12 protein-coding genes are annotated in these 15432 nt (G+C 63.1%); 1 reads left to right on the top strand and 11 read right to left on the bottom strand.

Annotation, left to right across the window (positions count from 1 at the left end):
- Positions 1-52: 52 nt before the first annotated feature.
- The 5 genes from HWX34_RS10670 to HWX34_RS10650 form a co-directional block, all read right to left on the bottom strand.
- Positions 53-799: an electron transfer flavoprotein subunit beta gene (locus HWX34_RS10670; protein WP_178972215.1), complete on the bottom strand. Its 747-nt coding sequence runs from the start codon at positions 797-799 to the stop codon at positions 53-55.
- Positions 796-1902: an electron transfer flavoprotein subunit alpha/FixB family protein gene (locus tag HWX34_RS10665; RefSeq protein ID WP_178972214.1), complete on the bottom strand. Its 1107-nt coding sequence runs from the start codon at positions 1900-1902 to the stop codon at positions 796-798. The genes HWX34_RS10670 and HWX34_RS10665 overlap by 4 nt, the downstream gene beginning before the upstream one ends.
- Before the next feature lie 61 nt (positions 1903-1963).
- Positions 1964-3853 (bottom strand): DUF3483 domain-containing protein, encoded by a 1890-nt coding sequence (locus HWX34_RS10660; protein WP_178972213.1) that lies wholly within the window; start codon positions 3851-3853, stop codon positions 1964-1966.
- A gap of 1 nt (position 3854) precedes the next feature.
- Positions 3855-5915: an NADH:flavin oxidoreductase gene (locus tag HWX34_RS10655; protein WP_110313658.1), complete on the bottom strand. Its 2061-nt coding sequence runs from the start codon at positions 5913-5915 to the stop codon at positions 3855-3857.
- Positions 5916-5930: 15 nt separating this feature from the next.
- Positions 5931-6464 (bottom strand): DUF5943 domain-containing protein, encoded by a 534-nt coding sequence (locus tag HWX34_RS10650; protein WP_178972212.1) that lies wholly within the window; start codon positions 6462-6464, stop codon positions 5931-5933.
- Between the two features lie 262 nt (positions 6465-6726).
- Here HWX34_RS10650 and HWX34_RS10645 point away from each other — a divergent pair, with 262 nt between their 5' ends.
- Positions 6727-7662, top strand: a complete 936-nt coding sequence (locus HWX34_RS10645) for an alpha/beta fold hydrolase (protein WP_178972211.1) — start codon at positions 6727-6729, stop codon at positions 7660-7662.
- Positions 7663-7734: 72 nt separating this feature from the next.
- Here the strand turns inward: HWX34_RS10645 and HWX34_RS10640 are convergent, their stop codons facing one another.
- The 6 genes from HWX34_RS10640 to HWX34_RS10615 form a co-directional block, all read right to left on the bottom strand.
- Positions 7735-8580 carry a glycine betaine ABC transporter substrate-binding protein gene (locus HWX34_RS10640; protein ID WP_178972210.1) on the bottom strand — a complete coding sequence of 282 codons (846 nt, stop codon included), beginning with the start codon at positions 8578-8580 and terminating at the stop codon, positions 7735-7737.
- A gap of 238 nt (positions 8581-8818) precedes the next feature.
- The gene (locus HWX34_RS10635) at positions 8819-9790 is read right to left on the bottom strand and encodes a dipeptidase (protein ID WP_178972209.1); all 972 of its coding nucleotides are present in this window, start codon (positions 9788-9790) and stop codon (positions 8819-8821) included.
- Between the two features lie 40 nt (positions 9791-9830).
- Positions 9831-11120 carry an MFS transporter gene (locus HWX34_RS10630; RefSeq protein WP_178972208.1) on the bottom strand — a complete coding sequence of 430 codons (1290 nt, stop codon included), beginning with the start codon at positions 11118-11120 and terminating at the stop codon, positions 9831-9833.
- A 323-nt stretch (positions 11121-11443) separates the two neighbouring features.
- Positions 11444-12100 carry a sarcosine oxidase subunit gamma gene (locus HWX34_RS10625; protein ID WP_178972207.1) on the bottom strand — a complete coding sequence of 219 codons (657 nt, stop codon included), beginning with the start codon at positions 12098-12100 and terminating at the stop codon, positions 11444-11446.
- A 19-nt stretch (positions 12101-12119) separates the two neighbouring features.
- A complete protein-coding gene (locus HWX34_RS10620; protein WP_178972206.1) occupies positions 12120-15137 on the bottom strand; it encodes a sarcosine oxidase subunit alpha family protein in 3018 nt (1005 codons plus the stop codon).
- Entirely contained in the window at positions 15134-15427 is a 294-nt protein-coding gene (locus tag HWX34_RS10615; RefSeq protein ID WP_045848399.1) for a sarcosine oxidase subunit delta, read from the bottom strand. Before HWX34_RS10615 ends, HWX34_RS10620 begins: the two co-directional genes overlap by 4 nt.
- Between the last annotated feature and the right edge of the window lie 5 nt (positions 15428-15432).

The following is a 15432-nucleotide window of genomic DNA, read 5'->3' as shown; positions in this document are numbered from 1 at the left end:
GCATCCTGCTAGCCGGTGGGTGGGGTGCTGGTCGGATGCTGCGGGGTTGTTGTCAGAAATCGACGAGCTGATGTTGCCTGAGGTAATCCAGCACAACTTGCGCTTTTTCGACAGAATCGCCCTGTTTTACGACCACCCCGGCAGCCTTGGCATCGCCCCCGGCAATGGCACCCTGCATGCGGGCATGACCACTCACCTTGCTGGCCGCCACCAGCGCGCGCGCGCGGCGGGCAGGCTCCAGCACCACCGGGGCCAAAGCCGCGCCAGTGGCGGCTTTGCGCTGAATCTTGCCCTGTTGCAGACGCGCGTAACTCCAGCCCGGTGCCGTGGCGGCACGCGGGTTGACGCTGGCCACCAGCGGCAGGCTGGCCTGCAAGGTGCGGCGCACGCCCTTGGGCAAGGCCTGTAGCGCCCGCCATTGCCGGTCGGATTTGGACAAGTCCAGCACATCCGGCAACAAGGCCGCGCCCAGTTGCTCGGCCAGCTGGTAAGGCAGCAGGCCGGAGCCGTCACCGCCACCGGAACGGGCACCACACAGCACCATGTCGAACCCCTGCAAGGCCGAGCCCAGGGCGGCGAGCACATCGCTGTCCGGGCGCAGGCTCAGACTGTGGATATTGTCCGCACCACGTGCCAGATAATCGGCCAGCGCAGCATCGTCGGCGGCACCGGCATACCAGACCTCTACCTGACCCGGCAGGCGCTGCGCCAGCGCCAGCGCAGCCAGATCGGCCTCACCGGCACAGGGACGGCCGCTCACCGGGTGGACGGCGGGGGCAATCAATACGGCTATTTTCATTGCTGCTTCTCCTTACGCTCGCGCCGCACCAGTTGTTCAAACGCACTGATGAAGGACTGGCAGTCGTCGATGATGCTGAGGTCGGCGCGCTTGATCATCGGAGCAGCCGCATCCAGGTTCACAGCAATCACATGGCGGCAGGACTTGATGCCTTGCAGATGCTGTACCGCACCGGAAATACCCAGCGCGATATAGGCACTGGCCTGTACGGTCTTGCCGGTAGCACCCACCTGCTTGTCGCGGCTGAAGCGGCCATCGTCCACCGCCACACGGGAGGCCCCCACCGCAGCACCCAATGCCTCAGCCAGCTTGAGGAAGCCCGGCACATTGCTGACGCCGTTACCGGCAGACACAATCAGGTCGGCCTCTTCCAGTGCCAGTTGCGAAGCCGGGCTGGCGACACTGCCCAGGTCCTGCACTTGTTCGCGCACTGCGGGCAGCATTGCGGTTTGCCAGCGTTCGCCCTTGCCGACAAACGGCAGCTTGGCCTCGGCCACACCGCGCGCCAGCAACAGCACCTGTCCGCGCTCACGCACACTGAAACCGGCACCGGGCTGACGGCGGCGCACGCCATCGGCGGCGATTTCCACTACGTCAGTCACCACCGACAGCCGGGCTCGGCAGACAAAGCGGCGGCCCAGGTCGGCGTCCTCGCCACGGTCGGCAAACAGCACGGTATGCGGGCTTTCCTGCTGCAACAGTTGTTGCAGCAAAGCCAGTTTCTGTTCCGGTGCGTAGCCGGGGTCGGCCACGGTCAGCGCGCGGTCCACGGCCAGTTCGGCCAGCGCTTCCGGCGCGGCGTCTTCCATGCCATACAGCAAGGCCAGTACTTCGCCGTCCTTGCCTGCCAGAATGGCGGCGGCGGCAATGGCTTCGCGTGCGGCATCATCCAGCTGGCCGCGTTCGGCATGGGCCACCACCAGCAGGCGCTGGCTGAACGGCCCGGTGCTGCGCAGCGGCTTGTGGGCCGGGCCGTGGGCCAGCATGGCAGCATCGCGGCTGCCGCTGTCATCGCCCAGCACAATGCGCTTGAGGCCGCTGGGCCCCAGCACCCACGGGCGACGCGGGTCGATGCGCGGAATGGCCTGGGTAGAAAAATCCATCACTTTCTCCTTGTAAGCAGCAGCGGACGGGGCGAAGTCTGTGCTTCTGCCCCGGCTCGCCTCAGGCCAGGCGTTCGGCCACCAGTTCGGCCAGTTCGATCACGTCTGCCCGCTCACCCACCACGCCTTCCAGCATGGCCGTGCAATTGGGGCAGGCCACCGCTACCCGGCCAGTGCCGGTTTCGCGGATGTCGTCCATGCGCATGTCGGGAATGCGACGCTGACCGGGTATATCGGTAAAGGCCGCACCACCACCCCAGCCACAGCAGCGGGCATCCCGCCCGGAGCGCTGCATATCGACCACTTTGATGCCAATGCCCTTCAGCACATTGCGCGGCGCATTGAAGCCATCGTTGTAACGGCCCAGATAGCAGGGGTCGTGGAAGGTGAGCGGCGGCAGCGGCGTGGCATCGGCCTTCAGCGGAATGGCACGGCGCGCCAGCAGGTGTTCCAGCAGCTTGCTGTGGTGCCATACCTCGAACTGGCCACCGAAGGCCGGGTATTCATTGGCCAGGCAGTGGAATACATGCGGGTCCGGCGTGACGATGCGGTCAAAGCGGTATTGCGCCAGCGTGGCGATATTGGCCTGGGCCAGCCGCTGGAAACCGGCTTCGTCGCCCAGACGGCGTGCCACGTCGCCGCAGTCGCGCTCGGCTGCGCCCAGCACGGCCACTTTCACCCCGGCGGCTTTCAGCACTTTCACCAGGGCGCGCAGCGCACGCTGGTAACGCATGTCGAACGCGCCTTCACCGGCCAGCAGCAGCCATTCGGTTTTTTCGCCCGGCTGCAACACCGGCAGGTCCAGATCAATCGCCCAGTGGTAACGCACCGCCAGCGGGTAGCCGCCCACCGTATCGGTATTGCGCAGATTGGCCAGCGCCTCGCTGCCCTTGCCCGGCACTTCGCCACGGCTGAGAGTGACGTGACGGCGCAGGTTGACCACGGTGTCCACATGCTCGATCAGCATCGGGCAGTTTTCCACGCAGGCCCGGCAGGTGGTACAGGACCACAGCGTCTTCGCCGCCAGCACGCTACCGACGATGTCCTCGCCCGGCTTCACCAGCACGGCGGCCTCGCGGCCCGGATGCGGGTTGCCGGCATAGGCCGGGTCGGTGCCACGGCTTTGCGCTGCCACCATGTCCTGGATCAGCTTTTTCGGGTTGAGCGGCTGCCCGGCGGCATAGGCCGGACAGGCGGCCTCGCACTTGCCGCACTGCACGCAGGCGTCAAAGGACAGCAGGCGGTTCCAGGCAAAGTCCTCCACCTTGGCCACGCCCAGCTCGCCTGCGGCGAGGTTCAGCGGTTTGAGGTCGGAGGATTTAGCGGCAAAGCGTTCGGCACGCGGGTGGAAGGCCAGATGCAGCAAACCGGCCACCGCATGTTTCATCGGCCAGCCCAGGCCAATGCCCAGTGCCAGTTCGGCACCGCCCAGCGCCAGCATCAGCAATGCCACCACGGCAATCAACTGCCCGGCCATGCCCATTTGCGGACCGGCAAACAGCAGGGCAGCGGCCAGCAGACTGCCCAGCGCAAACAGGCGCAGACGGGCGGGCAATACCTGCCAGCGGCCTTGCGACAGGCGCGGCGGCGCTTGCAGACGGCGTGCCTGCATCATGCGCGCCCCCAGCAGCATCACGGCGGCCATCAGCACCAGCAGTACGTCCAGCCAGCCCTGGTACAGCATCAGGCCGTAGTTGAGCGCCGACAGCAGCAGAATGGCCACGCCGCCACCGGCGGCAGCCACGTGGGCACGGGCCACGGCGGGCTCGCGCGCCACCACATGGTGGATGTCGACAAAATAGCGCTTGGGCATGGCCAGAAGGCCAAGCCAGGACACGCTGGCGCTGCGCCCCTGCTGCCACAGGCTGGCACGTCTGGCCAGGCCGCCCAGCAGCAGGAGAGCACCCAGCCAGAACAGTCCGGTCAGGGCATGGGCAAGGGAGAAGCTCATGTCAGAAATCCTTCACCAGACGCAGGGCGTCGTAGATGGCACCGTGGATGTTGTGCATGGAAATGCAGTCACCCACGCGGAACAGCAGGAATTCACCCGCCGCCAGCGGCTGCGACAGGGAAGGCTGCGGCTGTGAGGCAAACAGGGTGTGGACGTCGGTCTGGCCCTGGTTCTTCGATAGCTCCTTCATGTCCCAGTACAGGCTGTCATTGGGCAGGATGCCGTTTTCAATCACCACCTGATCCACCGCCCGTTCTTCCAGCGCCTCGGTGTATTCGTTGCGCAATACGGCGATTTTCTTGTCGCCTTCGGCATACACCTTGTCCAGCCAGAAATTGGGGGTGGGGATGATGCCCTGTGCGTACAGGCGACGGTAGAAAATCGGGAATGTGGTGCCGCCGGTGTCGTCGCCCACTTTGACGTCCGGGGTGACGATTTCCACCGTGCTGCCACGGCTGGACAGGAAGTCGGCCACGCCGAAACCGGCCTGGGTGCTGACGGCGTCATACACCAGCACGTTCTTGCCCGGTTCCACCTTGCCGGACAGGATGTCCCAGCTGCTGACCGCCACGCCCTCTTCCACCCCCCAGTCCGGCACTTGGCTGGTATAGGGAATACCGCCGGTGGCCAGCACCACGATGTCCGGCTTTTCCGCCAGAATCATCGCCTTGTCGGCGGCCACACCCAGACGGCGATCCACCCCCAGACGCTGGGTTTCCATGTCCAGCCAGCGGACGATGCCGGCCATCTGCTCGCGTTGCGGGGCCTTGGCAGCGAGTACGATCTGCCCGCCTACCTGCGGCTGTTTCTCGAACAGCACCACTTCATGGCCGCGCTCGCGTGCCACGCGGGCGGCTTCCAGACCGGCCGGGCCAGCACCCACCACCACCACCTTGCGCAGCTTGTCGGCCTTGGCAATGTCGTGCGGCATGGTGGCTTCGCGGCTGGTGGCGGCATTCTGGATGCACAGCACGTCCTGACCGTGATACTGGCGGTCGATGCAGTAGTTGGCACCCACGCACTGGCGGATCTGGTCTTCCTTGCCATCACGGATCTTGATCACCAGATGCGGGTCGGCAATGTGGGCGCGGGTCATGCCCACCATGTCCACCATGCCGCTGGCCAGAATGCGTTCGGCCTGCACCGGGTCGCGAATGCTTTGCGCGTGCATCACCGGCACCTTGGACACCGACTTGATACCGGCAGCCAGGTGCACAAACGGCTCCGGCGGCAAGGCCATCGGCGGCATGCAGTTGGCCAGGGTGTTATGGGTATCCGCCCCGGAACCCACCACCGACAGATAGTCGATCAGGCCGGTTTCAGACATCGCCGCGGCAATGTCCTTCAGCATGTCGTGGCTGAGGCCGTCTTCATGGAATTCGTCGCCGCACATGCGCAGGCCGACGCAGAAATCCGGGCCTACTTCGGCCCGCACCGCATTGAGCACTTCCACGCCAAAGCGCAGGCGGTTTTCAAAGCTGCCGCCCCATTCGTCGGTGCGGAAGTTGGTGCGCGGGCTCCAGAACTGGTCGATCAGATGCTGGTGAGCGGCCGAAATCTCGATGCCATCCATGCCGGCGGCCTTCACCCGGCGCGCAGCCTGGGCAAAGTCGGCAATGATGCGGCGGATTTCATGCTGCTCGATCACCTTGGCATTGCCACGGTGTACCGGCTCGCGAATGCCGGACGGGCTGACCAGATGCGGCCAGTGCTCGCCGTAATAGCTGGAACGGCGGCCCATGTGGGTGGCCTGGATCATGATCTTGGCGCCGTGGCGGTGCATGGCCTCGGCCAGCCGCGCCAGCGGGTCGATGATGGCATCGGTAGCCAGGTTTACCGACTTCCACCAGCTTTGCGGGCTGTCGATGGACACCGGGCTGGAGCCGCCACAAATGGCCAGGCCCAGGCCGCCCTTGGCCTTTTCTTCGTAATAGCGGATGTAACGGTCGCCGGGCAGGCCGCCCGGTTCGGCATACACCTCGGCATGCGCGGTGCTCACCACGCGGTTGCGCAGCGTCAGCTTGTTCAGGGTAATGGGCGCAAACAGGTGCGGATAGCGCATGGGACGACTCCCGGCTTACAAGGGATGAACGGTGAAAATGCAGTAGTCGGCACCCAGGCCGGCACACTGGCTTTCGCGGCTGACGGTGCGGTAGTCATGGCCCAGGTTTTCGCCAACCCAGTCCATGGCACCGGCAAACCAGCCGGCAAACAGATAGCAGGCCATGTGTTCGCTCTGTGGCGCACCGGCCACACCCTGGGCCAGCACAAAACAGGAGTTGTCCAGGCGGATGCTGGCATTGCCGGTGACTGCGTCGGCCTCGATAAAGCTGAACTGGCCCCAGCCGCGCTGCGACAGACGGGACAGGTAGTGTTCAAACACTGCCATGCCCTTCAGGCCGTGGGTTTGCGCTTCGCTGCCACACCAGAAGTGAGCGGAGCGATATCCGGCTTCGTACAGCGAATCGGCATACACGCGACGACCCAGTGCTGCCTCGATGGCCAGATGGTTGTTGATGAAAAAATGCCGCGGCACATACAGCATGGGCAAGCCGTTGGTACTCCAGACACCGGTGTCGGCATCCACGTCGATGGGAAGTTGAGGTTGCATGCCACTCTCCTGAGCAAGATGGGCGAGTCTGTCCGCCATTGCCTTGCATGGTGCCGGAGGGCATGCTGACGCTGTTCAGCGCTTGCGACAGGTATTTGCCCCATACCGACAAGGTAGTCGGCAACAGACAACGCAGTGGCATGCGAGGCTGTCCAACTTTCGGTCAGTCCAAGCCTGATCGCAATCCGGGCATATTCAACGGTCATGTCACCGGGCCTGCCGGTGATGCCTCCCCTCCACCTCTTCCGACAGGTTCTTGACCATGCATACGCTTACCGACGACGGTACCCGCCTGTTCCTCAGCCGCATGGGCGACCGGGGCAGCCCGCCGCTGATCCTGGCCCACGGCACATTTTCCAACCAACGCAGTTGCGCACCGCTGGCCAGCCATCTGGCCGCCCGTGGCTGGCAATGCTGGCTGTTTGACTGGCGCGGCCATGGCCACAGCGACAAACCCCGTCGCAGTTTTGATTTCGAAACCCTAGCTCGTCAGGATGTCCCGGCCGTGTTGCGTGCGGTGGAAGAAAACTGCGGGCCCTTGCGTCCCTTCTGGCTGGGTCATTCGGCCGGTGCGGTGATTGCCGCCATGTGGCTGGCCAGACAAGCCCCGGCGGATGCACGGCTGGCCGGCTTGCTGATGCTGGGTGCCCAGTCCACCAGCCGGCAGCGCAGCTGGAGCATGCAGCAAAAAATCCGGCTGATTTCCTGGCTGCTGCCCTTGCGCCGCGACATTGCCAGCCACTGGATGCCACTGGCCACCGAAGCGGAAAGCAGCCGTCTGTTGCGGCAATGGTGTCAGTGGAATCTGCAAGGCCACATGCAGGGCAAGGATGGTTTTGACTACCTGGCTGCACTGGACAGGCAGCAGTTGCCGGTACTGGCACTGGCCGCAGGCGGAGATGACTTCATTTCGCCACCGGATGGTTGCCAGCGCATGCTGGAAAGCTTTGGCAGCCCGGACAAGCGCTATGTGCTGTGCAGCCAAGCGCAAGGCTTTGTGGAGGATTACAGCCATGAACGGCTGTTATTGTCGAAAAATGCCAAGAACGAAATCTGGCCCTTGCTGGAAAACTGGCTGCACCAGCATCTTGCACAGTCCGAACCCGCTTCGTCGCCCCATCAGAACAGCCTGCTGCTGACACCCGCCAGCCGCGTCACGGCACTGGCAGACAGCGCTGGCAACGGCGAGCGCCAGTAGCGCCTGGCCATACCGCAGCAAACAGCCCACTGCCTGCAACAAGGCGGCGGGCTGCTGCCATTCACACCGGCATCAGTGCGTCCACTCGTTCACTTTGGCTGCATTGGCCTTCACCCAGCTATCCGCCGCGGCGGCCGGTTTGGCACCGTTCTCCACATCCAGCATCACCTTGCCGATTTCCTCCGGCTTCCAGCGGAATTTCTTGAAGAAGGCCACCACTTCCGGTGCCTTGGCGGTGAGGCCGGGGTTGATCACGCTATCCACATGCTCGGCATCGCCATACACCTTCTGCGGGTCGTCCAGGAAGCGCAGTTTCCATTTGGCAAACATCCAGTGCGGAATCCAGCCGGTGACGGCAATGGATTTCTTGCTGTTGATGGAACGGGCCAGCTCGGCCGCCATGCCGGTACCGGAGCTGGGCAGCAAGGTATAGTCCAGCTGGTATTTCTTGATGGCTTCTTCCGTTTTCTTCATCACGCCGGCACCGGCATCGATACCGACAATACGGCCCTGGAAGGCGGCTTTGTTGGCGTTAAGATCGGCAATGGAATGGGCCGCCACATAGTCAGGCACGATCAGGCCGATCTTTGCACCGGGGTAGTTCACCGCCACATCCACTACCTTGTCCTTGAACTGGCTGTAATACGCCTCGTGGGTGGTGGGCAGCCAGGCCGACAGCGTGGCATCCAGGTCGCCACGCGCCACCCCTTGCCACATGATGCCGGCGGCCACCGGAACGATTTCCACCGGGTAACCCAGCTTGTTGCGGATGATGTTGGCCGCCACATTGGTGGTGGCCACACTATCCGACCAGCCTTCTACATAGCCGATCTTGATGGTGGGCTTGTCAGCTGCATGGCTACAGAATGGCAGGGCCACACCGGCCAGCAGCAGGGCAAGAAATTGGCGTTTCAGCATTGCGTTCTCCAAAGATAGACAGGTTGAATCAAGGATGAACTTCACAGAGCAGCGACGATTCAGGCAAAACGCCCACTGACCCGCTGACTTCTGTTACAGCACTGCGGCTGTTACAGCACGGCAACCGGGTCTGCACCTTGCAGCCCGGCTTTCTTGTTGTAAGCGGTAGCCCGGAACGGGCCGGGAATAATGTGGCAAAAGAATAAAAAAAGCGGAGTGATGGCACTCCGCTCAAGGCTCAACACCCCCAGACATCTGCAAATACACGGAGCCAGTTTTCACCCAGCACCTTGCGGATCTTGCCCTCGGACCAGCCGGCTTTTTCCATGGCCGCGGTCAGATTGGGCGTTTCGCCGATGGTGCGGATGCCTTCCGGATTCAGGATGGTGCCAAAGTTGGTCAGGCGGCGGTGGCGGCCCTTGTCGTGGGTGATCCAGTCAAAGAAGCCCTTGTCATAGCCCTGGGTGAAGTCGGTGCCATAGCCCACGCAGTCCTCACCCACCAGGTTGATGATGTAGTCCATGGCCTCGACATAGTCGTCCACCGTGGCCTCGATGCCGCGCTTGAGGAAGGGCGGAAACATGGTGACGCCGATGAAGCCGCCATGGTCGGCAATAAAGCGCAGCTCTTCATCGCTCTTGTTGCGCGGGTGTTCTTTCAGGCCGGAGGGCAGGCAGTGCGAGTAGCACACCGGCTTTTTCGATTCCAGAATGGCCTCGCGCGAGGTATTGCCGCCCACATGGGACAGATCCACCATGATGCCCACGCGGTTCATCTCGTTAATCACTTCGCGGCCAAAGCCGGACAGGCCGCCGTCGCGCTCGTAGCAGCCGGTGCCCACCAGGTTTTGCGTGTTGTAGCACAGCTGCACCACGCGCACGCCCATGTCGGCAAAAGCTTCGATATAACCCAGATTGTCTTCAAAAGCGTGGGCGTTCTGGAAACCCAGGATGATGCCGGTCTTGCCCTCGGCCTTGGCGCGGCGCACGTCTTCCGTGGTGCGTACCAGGGTAAGGATGTCGCTGTAGTCGCGAATCTGCTTTTTCATGTCCGCGATATTGGCCACGGTGTCCTGAAAGCCTTCCCATACCGACACGGTACAGTTGGCCGCCGACAGGCCGCCACGGCGCATGTCGTCAAATACCTCACGGCTCCATTTGGCAATGATCAGCCCGTCAATCACCAGCGCGTCCTGATGCAGTGTCGTCATAAACATACTCCCAACAGAAAAAGGTGGAACAACCAGCGGCTCAGGACACTTCGGCCAGCCGCACATGAACGGTTTCCGGCAGGCGCAAGCCACCTGCCAGCGCAAACAGGGCAATCAGCAACAAATACAGCGCCGGTGCCAGATGGCTGCCGGAGACATCAATCAGCCAGGTCGCCATCAAGGGCGCAGTGCCGCCAAAGATGGTGTAAGCCAGGTTGTAGCTGATGGCACCCGCGGTATAACGGATACGGGTAGGGAAGCTTTCCGACAGCAAGGGGGCTGTCACCACGCCGGACAATACCGCCGGCAAGGCCTGCAACATGCCGCCCAGCACCGCCAGCCACAGCTGGCCGCTTTGCGCCAGCCAGAACGATGGAAAAATCAGCAGCACAATCAGCACGCACACCGTGGCCATGCTGCGCCGCCGCCCTACCCGGTCGGAGTAGCGCCCGGCCAGCGGACACAGCACGGCGGCAAACAACAAGGACAACACCGACACCAGCAGGGCATTGCCACGGCTCATGCCAGCCACTTGCTGCAAATAGGTGCTCAGGTAAGTGGTGAAGGTGTAAAACGACAGCGCCGTCACCGAAATAAAAGCCGACAGCCAGACAATCGGTCGGCCATGGCTGGAAAACGCCTGACGCAGCGGCGCGTGTTCAGTCTGCTGACGCTGCTCCAGCACCCTGAAAGCCGGGGTTTCCGCCAGACGGTTACGCAGATACCAACCCACCAGCCCCAGCGGTGCGGCAATCAGGAAAGGCAGCCGCCAGCCCCAGTCGGCCAGCGCCTGCGGGCTCAGCCACTGGTTGAGCCCGTACACCAGCACGGCAGCGCAAGCAAAGGCAGAAAAAGTGGATACCGGCAGGAAGCTGCCATAGCGCGCACGGTGATGACTGGGCGCATGCTCCATCACATAAGCACAGGCACCGGCATACTCACCACCGGCAGAAAAACCCTGCACACAGCGCGCCAGCGTCAGCAGCAGTGGCGCGGTCAGGCCGATGCGAGCGTAGTCCGGCAGCAGACCGATCAAGGTAGTGGCACCGGCCATCAGCAAGATGGTGATGGCCAGCGTGCGCTTGCGGCCGATACGGTCGCCCAGCATGCCGAACACCACCCCGCCCAGCGGCCGGAAGGCAAACGCCACCGCGAATACGGCAAAGGTTTTCAGCAAGCTGATGTCCGCGTCACTGCCCGGAAAGAAATGCAGGGCAATGAGGGTGGCCAGAAAACCATAAACGGCAAAATCGAACCACTCGACGAAATTGCCAACCGAGGCGGCCAGAATGACCTTGAACAACACTTGCTGCTCGGCGCGATCCGTCATGCGGGCTCCCGATCAAGCCGGATCGACATCAATGGGAAGTTGAGGTGCATGCTTCTCTCCTGAGCAAGATGGCCGAGTCTGTCTGCCATTGCTTGCATGGTGCCGGAGACTTGGCGGCTACTGTTCAGCGCTTGCGACAGGTATTTGCCACATACCGACCAGCCGGTCGGCGCAGAACAAACACGGTGGCCACAGTGGCCAGGCAAAGAGGCCTGACTGGAATTTCCTGACTGGAATACAAGGATGGGGCCGGATGGCAGCGGGATGGGGGCACGGACGACAATAAAAAACGGCCCTGCCAATGACAGGGCCGCGCTGCGGTTTCAGGCAAGAATCAGACTGGGTCTGGGCGCTGCCAACTGGGCAAACAGCGGGTGATCGCTACGCGCTTCCAGCTGGCACACGGCAAAGCCGTAGGGCTGGGCGGCACGGCGCAGCAGACGCCACACGTAGTCGGCAAAGCTGCGGCGGAACACCACGAACACGCCGTCGGTATCCAGGCGAATCACCTGTACCGTGGCCTTGCCCAGCACAGTGCTCACCATGTGGCCCAGCGGGATGGATTCAAAGTCGTACACCCCCAGGTGGCGCAACACGGTGAGGTGCTCGGTGCCACCCAGCCAGGCCAGGGTCAGGCCGCCGCTGGAATCCACCGTCTGGGCAAACAGCTTGTGCTCGGCAAAACCGGCATCCAGCTGCGCCGTCCAGTCGGCCAGACGCTGGCGATGGCTCACCAGCAGCCATTCATCCGGCGAGGTCCACATCAGCACGCCTTGCGGGCCCTGGCTGACTGCACCGGCCTTCAGCGGCAGGGCCAGGCCGGTGACTTGCTCCACCAGCTGGGCAAAACCGGCTTCGGCGGTATCGCCACGCAGTACGGCATAGCCCAGGTGCGGCAGTTCGTTACACCAGATGCGGCCATCGGTACGGCGCGGTTGCGCCTCGGCATCCAGCTTGAAGTGATGGAGCGGCGACTCCATGAATGGTTGGAAACCTTGCTTAGGCATGTTGACGCACCCCTTCCTTGTCCACGAATACTGACGACACCACCTGCGCCGGCACACTCTTGCCATGCGCCCAGACGAACACCGTGTCGCCCTCACGCTTGCTGCCATCCTTGAGCACGGCCATGGCAATGGAACGGCCAAGGAAGGCACTGTGATAACTGGAAGTCACGTGGCCCTGCATGGCGGCCGGCACCGTGTCATCGGTATTGCTGAGAATCTGCGCGCCTTCGGCCAGCACCACTTTCGGGTCCAGCGGCAGCAGGCCCACCAGTTGCTTGCGGCCATCACCAGCGGTGTGCGAACGCAGCAGCGAACGTTTGCCGAGGAAGCTGAACGGCTTCTTCATGCCCACGGCCCAGCTCATGGCCAGATCGTTCGGGCTCATCGAGCCGTCGGTATCCTGACCCACAATGATGAAGCCCTTTTCAGCACGCAACACGTGCATGGTTTCAGTGCCGTAGGGGGTGATGTCAAACTCGGCACCCGCCTTCATCACTTCTTCCCACATATAGCGGCCGTAGTTGGCATCCACGTTGATTTCGTAGGCCAGTTCGCCAGAGAAGCTGATGCGGAACACCCGAGCCGGCAAGCCAGCCACGGTGCCGGTGCGGCCATCCATGAACTTGAAGGCTTCCTTGTCGAAGTCGATGTCCGTGCACAGCTTTTGCAGCACCTTGCGGCTGTTCGGCCCGACCACGGCCACGGTGGCCCAGTGGTCGGTGGTGGTGGTGAAGCGTACTTTCAGCTCCGGCCATTCGGTCTGGTGCCAGCGTTCCAGCCAGCTGTATACCCGCGCCGCACCGCCGGTGGTGGTGGTCATGTGGAAGTGGTCGTCTGCCAGGCAGGCGGTCACACCGTCGTCCATCACCATGCCGTTTTCGTCCAGCATCAGGCCGTAGCGGCACTTGCCGGGGTCCAGCTTGCTCCAGGCATTACTGTAGATACGGTTGAGGAATTCACGCGCATCCGGGCCCTTGACGTCGATCTTGCCCAGGGTGGAAGCATCCATCACGCCCACGCTGTTACGGGTGGCCAGGCATTCGCGGTTCACCGCAGCGTGCAGGTCTTCACCCGCCTTGGGGAAGTACCACGGACGCAGCCACTGGCCCACCACTTCGTACTCGGCCTTGCGCGCATCATGGCTGGCATGGATGGCGGTGTAGCGGCGCGGGTCGAAGGTTTCACCCACGTGCGGCCCGGCCAGTGCACCAAAAGTCACCGGGGTGTAGGACGGACGGTAGGTGGTGGTGCCCACTTCGGCGATGGGTTTGCCCAGCGCTTCGGCGGCAATGGCAAAGCCGTTGATATTGGACAGCTTGCCCTGATCCGTACCAAAGCCCAGCGCGGTATAGCGCTTGACGTGTTCGATGGAGCGGTAGTTTTCACGAATGGCGGTATGGATGTCCGCCGCCGCCACATCATTCTGGTAGTCGACAAAGGCCTTGGCTCCATGGCCTTCCGGCTTGCCATCCGGCAGGCGGAAGATGGCACGCGGTGCAGCCACTTCTTCATGGGCCACCGCCGGGGCCTTGCCACTGCTGCCGCGACCATGGCCCAGCAACAGGGCGGCCACAGCGGCGTGGGTCTGGCTCAGTGCGTCGGACAGTTCCCAGCGACCGGTGATGGCACCGACGCAGGCAATGTTTTCACGGCCTTCGTCCGGGCAGACAAAGGACAGCTGCTGCTGATTCCACACCGGACGGCCACCGTTGTGGCAGAACAGATGCACGGTGGAGGTGAGGCCACCGGAGGACAGCACGGTGTCCACGCTCAGGCGCGGGCCGGAGCCGATGACCTGATTATTACGACCATCCAGCTTCACCAGCTGTGCACCGGTCACGCTCTTGTCGCCCAGCACCTTGGCAATACCGTGGCCCAGCAGCAGCTCGGCACCGGCATTTTTCAGTGCTTGCTGACGCCATGCTGCCGCCCCGCCCTGACGGGCATCGGCCAGCGTTACTTTCACCCCGGACAGTGCCAGGTCCAACGCGGCTTCGTAAGCGGCATCGTTCTGGGTTTGCACCAGCACTTCGCGGCCCACGGCCACGCCGTAGCGGTTGAGGTAGCTGTGACCAGCGGCGGCGGTCATCACACCGGGCACGTCGTTGTAACCGAACACCAGCGGGCGTTCGATGGCGCCACTGGCCAGAATCACCTGATGGGCACGAATCTTATGCAGACGCTGGCGCGGCAGCGCGGCATTGCGCTCGGTCAGCGGCAGGTGGTCTTGCAGCAGCTCTACGGCCTGCACCAGGTTGAGGTCGTGCAAGGCAAAGGCGGTGGTGCGCGGTAGTACGGTGACATTCGGCAGGCTGGCCAGTTCGGCCAGGCGCTGGCCTACCCAGTCCATGCCGGACAGGCCGTCGATGCGGCTGCGGCGTTCAGTGAGCAGCCAGCCGCCCATTTCGGCCTGCTCGTCCACCAGCAGGGTTTTCAGACCGGCGCGGCCGGCCAGCGTGGCAGCCCACAGGCCAGCGGCACCGCCGCCCACCACCAGCACATCGATATGATGATGCAGGTGGTCGTAGCTTTCCGGGTCGGCTTCAACCGGGGCGCGGCCATAACCGGCAGCCTTGCGGATGAATTTTTCGTAGAAGGGCCAGGCTTTCACCGGCTCCATGAAGGTCTTGTAGTAAAAGCCCGGCGGCATGAAGCGGCCAAACTTGCCCAACAGGCCCTTGAGGTCGAAATCCAGCGAGGGGTAGCCAGTAGTGCTGCCGGCCAGCAGGCCCTGGTACAGCTCCACTTGCGTGGCCTTGAGGTCGGGCACGGTATGTGCGCCGGTTTCCAGCTGGATCAGCGCATTGGGTTCTTCGGCACCAAAGCCGACGATGCCACGCGGACGGCCATACTTGAAGCTGCGGCCAATCAGGCGCACGCCGTTGGCCAGCAGGGCCGAGGCCAGGGTGTCACCGGAAAAAGCCTTGTACTGCACATTGTCGAAGATGAAGCTCAGCGGCTTCTGGCGATTGATGCGCTCGCCGGGGCGATGGATGCGATAGCCGCTCATGCTTGTTCCTCCAGATACAGTGCCTTGCCGTCGGCCAGCGTCCACGAGCCGGCAATTTCATAGCTGACGGTGTGGCGCTTTACCGCAAACACCTTGCGACAGCCGGCCACGTGCTGCCATTGCTCCCAGTGCCAGCCACGCGGGTTCTTGCGGTGGAACACGTAGTCGCCCCAGGTGGCGTCGTCCACTTCTTCCGGCACTGCCGGGCGGGCGATATAGGCTTCACCGGCATAGCTGAACTCTTCTTCTTCCCTTGCCTCTTGGCAGTACGGGCAGGTAATCACCAACATAAGCC

Origin of the sequence: Aquitalea sp. LB_tupeE, assembly GCF_013391415.1 — a bacterium.
In the GTDB taxonomy this organism is placed as follows: Bacteria; Pseudomonadota; Gammaproteobacteria; order Burkholderiales; family Chromobacteriaceae; genus Aquitalea.
This window is presented reverse-complemented; position numbering and strand designations above follow the sequence as displayed.

Excerpts from the sequence above, each read along its gene's own strand:
- HWX34_RS10670 (WP_178972215.1), bottom strand. The coding sequence starts at position 799 with ATGAAAATAGCCGTATTGATTGCCCCCGCCGTCCACCCGGTGAGCGGC.
- HWX34_RS10665 (WP_178972214.1), bottom strand. The coding sequence starts at position 1,902 with ATGGATTTTTCTACCCAGGCCATTCCGCGCATCGACCCGCGTCGCCCG.
- HWX34_RS10660 (WP_178972213.1), bottom strand. The coding sequence starts at position 3,853 with ATGAGCTTCTCCCTTGCCCATGCCCTGACCGGACTGTTCTGGCTGGGT.
- HWX34_RS10655 (WP_110313658.1), bottom strand. The coding sequence starts at position 5,915 with ATGCGCTATCCGCACCTGTTTGCGCCCATTACCCTGAACAAGCTGACG.
- HWX34_RS10650 (WP_178972212.1), bottom strand. The coding sequence starts at position 6,464 with ATGCAACCTCAACTTCCCATCGACGTGGATGCCGACACCGGTGTCTGG.
- HWX34_RS10645 (WP_178972211.1), top strand. The coding sequence starts at position 6,727 with ATGCATACGCTTACCGACGACGGTACCCGCCTGTTCCTCAGCCGCATG.
- HWX34_RS10640 (WP_178972210.1), bottom strand. The coding sequence starts at position 8,580 with ATGCTGAAACGCCAATTTCTTGCCCTGCTGCTGGCCGGTGTGGCCCTG.
- HWX34_RS10635 (WP_178972209.1), bottom strand. The coding sequence starts at position 9,790 with ATGACGACACTGCATCAGGACGCGCTGGTGATTGACGGGCTGATCATT.
- HWX34_RS10630 (WP_178972208.1), bottom strand. The coding sequence starts at position 11,120 with ATGACGGATCGCGCCGAGCAGCAAGTGTTGTTCAAGGTCATTCTGGCC.
- HWX34_RS10625 (WP_178972207.1), bottom strand. The coding sequence starts at position 12,100 with ATGGAGTCGCCGCTCCATCACTTCAAGCTGGATGCCGAGGCGCAACCG.
- HWX34_RS10620 (WP_178972206.1), bottom strand. The coding sequence starts at position 15,137 with ATGAGCGGCTATCGCATCCATCGCCCCGGCGAGCGCATCAATCGCCAG.
- HWX34_RS10615 (WP_045848399.1), bottom strand. The coding sequence starts at position 15,427 with ATGTTGGTGATTACCTGCCCGTACTGCCAAGAGGCAAGGGAAGAAGAA.